We start from the raw sequence: 7,625 nt of genomic DNA on the forward strand, positions 1-7,625 counted from the left end.
ATCTCCTCAGGGGACATAATCAGTATGCCGGAAGATCTCTAAAAGTGAATGGTTCGCTTAAGAGGGATGCTTACAGTAATACCTGATAGTTCTAAAGAACCAGAAGCTAATGATTTAGACCCATTATTTGACCAAGCTGTGGAATATGTCATTGAGAAAAGACATGCTTCAATATCTGGAGTACAGCGTCAATTTCGGATCGGTTATAATCGAGCGGCTCAAATTATTGAGCAAATGGAAGAAAAATCAATTGTAAGTGCTCCAGGCCACAACGGAAATCGAGAAGTTTTAGCCCCACCTCCGTGGGAATAGCGTGAAGAATAATAATCAAAAAAAGTAATACTAAGCCCACCTATCGTTAATAAAAAATCAAAATGTTGCACCGTGCAACATTTTTAGGAAAATTCAATAAATAGATTTCGTTCATTAATTCATAATTTATCTAATGAAAACTATCTACCTAAACTGATTGTGATTTATCCAATGACTATTTATCTTGATTCTTCGATGATAATTTAGATTACTCGTTGTCTTAAACAACAAACCAATGTTTCAGCAGTCTGAAAGAAACGCTCTTGAGCGACTGCAAATTAACATTTTTTAAAGTGCCTATCACATAAAGTAGTTTTCTCAATACTATCAGCCATAAAGAACTGAGTTCTGTGCCCTGAAGGGAAATCACCTCCCTTAAGGGTAGATGCATTTCTCTTTTAAAAATCTTTCTACTGGAGAAATCATCATGTCTTTAAACATTCAACCTTCCACACTCACTCAACCATCGAAAAGTGAGTATTTTAATCTCAATATTAAGGGGCTGGGTTATTTGAGCAGCATTCGCCAGATAAATGCTCAGAGTGGTACTTTTCTCAGCTGCGTTATTAATGCTTTGAGTGGAGTAACAGATAATCCAAATTATGTTCGTTTTGACGTAACAGTGGCCAGTAAGGAGGCCAGTAGCTTGATAAATCGCTGCCAGAAAGCAGTCGATGAAGATAAAAAGGTTTTGGTTGGCTTCACCTTTAGCCATCCCTCAACTGACATCTTCACATTGAAAACAGGGAAATATGCTGGGGAGCAGCGCGTTAGCCTTCGAGCCAGACTGGTTAAAGTCGACTGGCTGAAGATAGGCCAGGACATGATCTATAAGGCAGAGAAACCTGACTCAATCCTCCCACAGAATGGTGTAGTGCAGCAGTCTTACGCTGAAAACTCATTTTGATTAAAACCCTATGCCCCTCTTCTTGGGGCTTTTTTTTTGTGCTCCAAATTTTAATTGTTGATTGAGGCGTTAGCGGTAAACCAAGACATTGTCACATTCTTCATATATGCAGGTTTGCCGCGAATGAAAGTAGAATTCAATCTCTGCGTGATAACCGTCGTCCTTGCCCTATTAACAGGGTGTTCACCCTCTACCACTCCCCTACCTTTAACTTCGGCTCTCACCCTTCAGCCGGAAATAGGCACATCCAGCATTCCCCCCCCTCCAGTGGTTGCCAGCTTAATCAGGCCTGAAGTTACCCGCTATGACCGATACCTTTTAGTCAGCATCGACCCGATGGCTGGCCAGCGGACCCCACTTTCTCAGATTATCGATATTCGAATTTCACCATCTTTAAAACCCACTGTTGCGGATGCCCTTCATTACTTGCTGCGATATTCCGGTTACAGGCTTTGCACCATGGGGCCTGCTGTAGCCATTCTGTATCCTCAACCTTTACCCGCGGTCCAATATCAGTTAGGGCCAATGCGCCTCTTAACTGGGTTGCAGCTAATTTCTGGCTCCCCGTGGAACATCGAGATTGATGAGGTGCAACGTGTTGTATGCCATACCCTGCGCAATGGCTACAGTTTGCCGTCAGCAGCTCTTGCTGTAAAACCTAAGGGAGGGTTCTTCAACCAATGAGCACATCCGTCACCCTCTTGGCTCGCCATAAAGGTTTCATACTTCCACTTTTGGTATTCATAACGTTGTTAACTGTGGTCGGGATCAGCTACAAATTGATTGCGCAAAATGGCAAGCGCCTCTCATTACTCGAAAATCAACAAAGAACGTCCGTCGTATCCAGTGAGATCGGTGAACTACAGGAGAAAGTTGTTCAAGTGAAGGGGCGAATTGGCGTACTGGAGAACCAGACACGCAGCCTTGCTGCAGAGATATCTGAGCGACTCAAGCAGCCCCACATTGATACAGCGTTGGTTGCAGATGTCGCAGAACTCCGCCAAGCTCAACATGATTTTAAGCTTAGCCTTGTGTCCATCACTACTGCGGTCACAACCCTTCGTAGTTCGACAACCAACTTACCTCGTTCTCCATATAAACCATCCGCGCAGCCAGCATCAAAAGCAACACCTCGGGCAAAGCCCCCCTTCGTCCTAATAGCCATTGAGCACCGCGGTGCCAGAAAATATGCCGCCGTAGCTCCCTCCGGGCTCACTGATTTATCACAGGTGCGTCTTATGAGCGAGGGAGAGTTCAGCAGAGGCTGGAAGCTAGTCCAAATCAACAATCAGCAGGCTTTTTTCAAGTTCAAAAGCCGTCAGCTAATGCTGCATGTTCCATGAGACGACAATGAAAATAATAATTTACGTAGCCTTATCCCTCCTTGCGTTAAGTGCTGATGCCATCTCCAGCTCAAAATCTATAAATGATCCTGGGACTTTGTCGATCACCAACATTCCCCTATCCACTGAATCAGAACTGGTCGGAACTCAGGCTTTGAAATGGGGTATTAGCGAGGAGGATTTACTCCGCTACGAAGATTTAATGGATGGACCTCGAGGTATTCAGTCACCCGGCCTGGACCCGCTTTCAACATTAGGAATTGAAGCAAGGACACAAGAAGAGCGCCAGCAATACGCCGATAAATGGGTCAAAACAGAGTTTGAGAGAACCGAGAAAGAGCTGCGCTTTCAACGTGAAATATCTGCAGCCTGGAAAAGACTCTATTCCAACGTTCAGCCGGTGAGGATTGGCAAAGATACGACACAACAAAGCTCTTCAACAACGCGCGTGGCTCTTTTCGTAAAAGGTCGGAACTGCAGGCAATGCGACAGCAGAGTCACCTTGCTAATGTCGGGTAAGAGACCCGTTGATATTTATCTAGTCGATAGCCATGGCAATGACAGCGTTCTGCGTGAATGGGCTCAAAAACATGAAATACCGGTTAAGCGTATTCGCGATCGGCATGTCACGTTAAATCACGACCGCGGGCTCTGGCAACGTTATGGCAAAGGAATAATGCCAGTCGCACTTCAACACGGAGGGAGCGGATGGGAAATCACCGCTTTCTAAGCCTGCCGATTTTATGCCTCATGGCGCTCGGTGAACTCAACGCGGCAGATAAACTAACACTGCCTGTTCCCGAACTTTATCGGCGTATTGCCTGGGGTAATCGTGTACCTCCAGAAATGCTGTTTGCCATCGCCTTAGCTGAATCGGCTAGATCATCACCTCAGGGCGAACGCCCTTGGCCGTGGAGCATTAATGTTGCAGGAAGGAGCTACCGTTATTCGACAAGGTTAGAAGCATGGAAAGCACTTCAAAAATTCGTTAAATACCATCCTCTCAAACGAATTGATGTAGGTATTGCTCAGGTAAATCTCGGATGGAATGGCCAACGCTTTACGTCTACCTGGCAAGCTTTCGATCCCTATACCAATCTCCAGTCGGCGGCTCAAATTCTTCGCAAATGCTATGACTTAAAACCGGGCAGTTGGATGGATGCATCGGGTTGTTACCACCATCCTGCCGGCGGCAAACCGGCAAATCGCTATAAGACAATTATCACCCAAAGGCTGGAATCCCTTGATAGTGAAGCTATTTCATATCAAGTCTATTATCGTCCCCAAGCGAACTTTGTCTGGGTTGAACCCCGGAGACTGCAATGAAGAAAATCATGATTATCGGCATTGGGATTTTCTTCACTGGAATAACCCAAGGAGACGCCACGTTAATCATAAATGTTAACGCCCATGCCGAGGCCGCTATGTTGCCGGTAAGCACGCCGGAGATGACGCCGGGAATCGTCTCTGACAGGCCATTAAATTTGCCTGGCATTGGCATGCTATTTCTCCTCGGCGATGATCCAACTTCAGTCGCATGGCTAACGAAAAATGCGCTACAGCTAAAACGCCATCGTGCGGAAGGTCTGGCAGTTAATATTAAAGATATCGACGATCTTCAAGCCTTGCGACAACTCGCGCCGAGCGTTCGCATATCGCCTGCGTCGGGGAGTGAATTATCTCGCCGACTGCAGCTCTTTCATTATCCTGTCGTGCTGACAGATAAGGCCCTTTCACAGCAGCTCTCCCATGAGTGATCGCTATGTCATTGAAGCAATGCTGCGGCCCGCGGTTGAACTCAATACGGCAATTGCGGCAGCACTGGCTTCGTATATCTGCGTGGTCGCGCCGTGGGCCGTCGCCTTGTCTCCCTCGGTGAGTTACGTAACAGCAGGAGGTTTTGCATGGCTTTCTATACTGCGTGCACAACAGGGTTTTAAGGTCTTGCGATATCGACAGAATCTGCGTCGACTCCCTCGATATGCAATAACCAGCCGTAAGATCCCTGTAAGCAATAGACGTCTTTTTTTAGGCAAAGGTTTTCGCTGGACCCAAAAGCATACTCAACGGCTACAGGACACGCTTCGTCCCGAGGTTGAGCGCTATGTCATGCCCTCCTGGCTGTATCAGGCAGCACGGCGGATAGAAAACAGATGTGAACATCATCAACCTTGGTTGACCAAATTGCTCAGTGCTGACACCCCTTTTAATCCGGTTCGCCCGTTACCCCCGGTCGGAGGGAAGCCAGTACTGCACGGCATTGAACTCAAGGAAGAAGATGTCACGATGGATCTTGGAGAACGTGTCGGACATACCCTGATCATGGGAACGACTCGCGTTGGCAAGACCCGACTTGCAGAGCTTCTTATCACTCAAGATATTCGCCGCGGCGAGACCACTATCATTTTCGATCCTAAAGGAGATGCTGACCTGCTGTGTCGTGTTTGGGCTGAAGCTCATCATTCAGGGCGAGAAAAAGAGCTCTACATTTTCCATTTGGGATGGCCACAAATTTCGGCGCGCTACAATGCAGTAGGCAGATTTGGACGTGTTTCCGAAGTCGCTTCCCGTATTGCTGGGCAATTATCAGGTGAAGGGAACAGCGCAGCTTTTCGCGAGTTTGCCTGGCGTTTCGTCAACATTATAGCCAGAGCTCTGGTGGCTTTGGGTCAGCGTCCTGACTATCAGTTAATCATGCGTTACGTTAATAATATCAATGAGCTGTATATTATGTATGCCGATAGGATCGTGATAAATCAGCAAGCGATTTTAACGCAACAGATTGCTAATAATATGCGGGTTATCAGGGATAAAGACGTTCCGAGAAACATGCAGGGGCAAGCAGAGGCCGTGAGAATTTGGTCTATCGAGCTGGCACTCGGTTCAGAACAAGGTAGAAAATTCTACGACCCGATCATGGATGGCCTGCGCAGTGCGGTTCGCTATGACCGCACCTACTTCGACAAAATAGTCGCTTCACTTCTCCCCCTTCTGGAGAAACTGACTACCGGAAAAACGGCTTCATTGTTGTCACCGGATTATCTGGATATGGAAGATCCACGACCTATTTTCGACTGGGACCAGGCGATACGAAAGCAATCAATAGTCTATGTCGGCTTGGATGCCTTAACCGATAGCGAAGTTGCCTCGGCAGTGGGAAACTCGATGTTTGCCGATTTAGTGAGTGTGGCTGGTCATATCTACAAGCATGGTATTAACGCAGGTCTGCCGATAAACAATCTGAAAAAACAGCCGATTAATCTGCATTGCGATGAGTTTAATGAGCTGATGGGGCCAGAGTTTATCCCACTAATTAATAAAGGCGGAGGGGCCGGAATGCAGGTTACCGCCTATACGCAAACGTCTTCAGATATTGAGGCGCGTATTGGCAGCGCGGCCAAAACGGCTCAGGTTATCGGTAATTTTAATACTTTAATAATGCTGCGAGTGCGCGATAACAAAACGGCGGAACTTCTTACCACTCAACTCCCTCAAGTAGAAATCTACACCAAAACACTGGTTTCCGGGCATGCGGATATCTCCGACGTTGAACTAGGCCAGGACTTCACCTCAAGTACTCAGGACAGAGTCGGGACCGTTAAAACTCCTCTTCTGGAACCTGCAGATATCATTTGTCTGCCGAAGGGCCAAGCCTTTGCATTACTTGAAGGCGGGCAGTTATGGAAGATAAGGATGCCATTGCCAACAGTTGATGCTAGCGATAGTGCTATGCCTTCAAGCCTGGCGGCGATAGCAGAACAGATGCGTCAAAATTATCACTCGAGCGAGACATGGTGGGTCGGAGGAAACAGTGACGACCGCACAAAGTAATACACCTCAACGCCCCCTTCCGCCGCGTAAACACGGCATTATCTTTAACCTGCTTTGGGGATGGCCTTGGGCTGCAGTAGGTATTTTTTTGTCATCATTGCTGTTAAGTCTGGTGATTGAATATGCTTGTATCACCTTCTTATGGCCTGAACGAGGTGCTTCCAGAAGCTATCAAGTCATGCTCACAGAGAAGCAATGGCTTTCAACGGAATTTAACCTGAGTCTGTTGCTGTTCCGGCCTTCAACAACCTCAGTAAATTGGATGAATAACGCTTACGAATTGATGTTTATAAAAAGTGGAATTCTAGATTGGCTAAGTTCGCAATATAAAAGCCCAAAAACTCCTGATAAGGGATTATTTCAACAAATAAACACTTGGATAGGATTATTAATCGGTTACTTATATCAGTATCTGTTAGCAACCGTGTATATTGTCACTATTACAATGGTACGTGTCATTATTCTGTTTTTATCTATACCGTTATTTTTATTGGTGATAATCGTAGCAATTATCGAAGGATTAGGAAGACGTGACCTCAGGCGCTACGGCGCAGCCTACGAATCAAGTTTTGTTTATCACCATGCACGGCGACTGGTTAAACCTGCTATGTACATACCTTGCATGGTTTATCTTTCATGGCCATCCGCTATTTATCCAAACCTTTTACTATTGCCTGCTGCACTTCTGCTCGGAATGGCTATCACTGTAACAGTGGCTTCATTTAAAAAATATTTATAAGAAGCATAATTTCAAGGAAGAGAAAATTTGAATGATATTAACTTACGAGAGATTGAACATAATGCGCTTGAAGTATCTAACCTTTTATTCGAAAAAGCAGGATATAATTTCAGAGTAAGTAAACTAACTATTGCAGATTTAGACTGGTGTAGGGCGATGTCTCGCCAGCAGCCTAAAAACAAATGGATACCCTGGGAGTTTTGTTTTAAACTACTGGATTTATCCAATAAACCCGCTGCAGCATGTATGTGTCAATATTCAAAAGTTATTAATGCTGAGCAAGACTATTTAGACGTTGAAATGATACAAAACTTTGCAATAAAAACCTCCGTACTGGATGGTAATACATTCCGTTTCGCTCTCTATACTTTGATTTTTTTCATGAGGGATGCTAGGTGCCACGGGATAAGGGTAATGTCTCCAATTAATAGTAAAGTTGCTGATTATTATATAAATAAATACAATTTTGTCGATATTTTAGGGAGTAAGGAGA

General features: G+C 45.6%; 9 protein-coding genes and 1 pseudogene. All 10 read left to right on the forward strand.

The window, feature by feature from the left end:
• Positions 1–111: 111 nt before the first annotated feature.
• Positions 112–312 (forward strand): annotated as a pseudogene (locus BS639_RS24215) (DNA translocase FtsK); the annotation flags it as partial.
• Between the two features lie 427 nt (positions 313–739).
• Positions 740–1,219, forward strand: coding sequence for an STY4534 family ICE replication protein (locus tag BS639_RS24220; protein WP_084984603.1), 480 nt, complete (start codon positions 740–742; stop codon positions 1,217–1,219).
• A gap of 123 nt (positions 1,220–1,342) precedes the next feature.
• Positions 1,343–1,903, forward strand: a complete 561-nt coding sequence (gene pilL2 / locus BS639_RS24225) for a PFGI-1 class ICE element type IV pilus protein PilL2 (protein ID WP_084984604.1) — start codon at positions 1,343–1,345, stop codon at positions 1,901–1,903.
• Positions 1,900–2,562 carry a hypothetical protein gene (locus BS639_RS24230; protein ID WP_084984605.1) on the forward strand — a complete coding sequence of 221 codons (663 nt, stop codon included), beginning with the start codon at positions 1,900–1,902 and terminating at the stop codon, positions 2,560–2,562. The genes pilL2 and BS639_RS24230 overlap by 4 nt, the downstream gene beginning before the upstream one ends.
• A 7-nt stretch (positions 2,563–2,569) precedes the next feature.
• On the forward strand, positions 2,570–3,292 hold the full coding sequence (locus BS639_RS24235) for a TIGR03759 family integrating conjugative element protein (protein WP_084984606.1): 723 nt from the start codon (positions 2,570–2,572) through the stop codon (positions 3,290–3,292).
• Between the two features lie 20 nt (positions 3,293–3,312).
• Positions 3,313–3,888: a transglycosylase SLT domain-containing protein gene (locus BS639_RS24240; protein ID WP_084984611.1), complete on the forward strand. Its 576-nt coding sequence runs from the start codon at positions 3,313–3,315 to the stop codon at positions 3,886–3,888.
• Complete coding sequence (locus BS639_RS24245; RefSeq protein WP_084984607.1) at positions 3,885–4,319, forward strand: integrating conjugative element protein; 435 nt, start codon at positions 3,885–3,887, stop codon at positions 4,317–4,319. The genes BS639_RS24240 and BS639_RS24245 overlap by 4 nt, the downstream gene beginning before the upstream one ends.
• Entirely contained in the window at positions 4,312–6,393 is a 2,082-nt protein-coding gene (traD, locus tag BS639_RS24250) for a type IV conjugative transfer system coupling protein TraD (RefSeq protein ID WP_084984608.1), read from the forward strand. Before BS639_RS24245 ends, traD begins: the two co-directional genes overlap by 8 nt.
• Positions 6,374–7,132, forward strand: a complete 759-nt coding sequence (locus BS639_RS24255) for a TIGR03747 family integrating conjugative element membrane protein (RefSeq protein ID WP_084984609.1) — start codon at positions 6,374–6,376, stop codon at positions 7,130–7,132. The genes traD and BS639_RS24255 overlap by 20 nt, the downstream gene beginning before the upstream one ends.
• Before the next feature lie 27 nt (positions 7,133–7,159).
• Positions 7,160–7,625, forward strand: a 466-nt coding sequence (locus BS639_RS24260; protein WP_084984610.1) for a hypothetical protein, incomplete at its 3' end; no start/stop codon positions are given.

It is taken from the genome of Rouxiella silvae (assembly GCF_002093625.1).
In the GTDB taxonomy this organism is placed as follows: Bacteria; Pseudomonadota; Gammaproteobacteria; order Enterobacterales; family Enterobacteriaceae; genus Rouxiella; species Rouxiella silvae.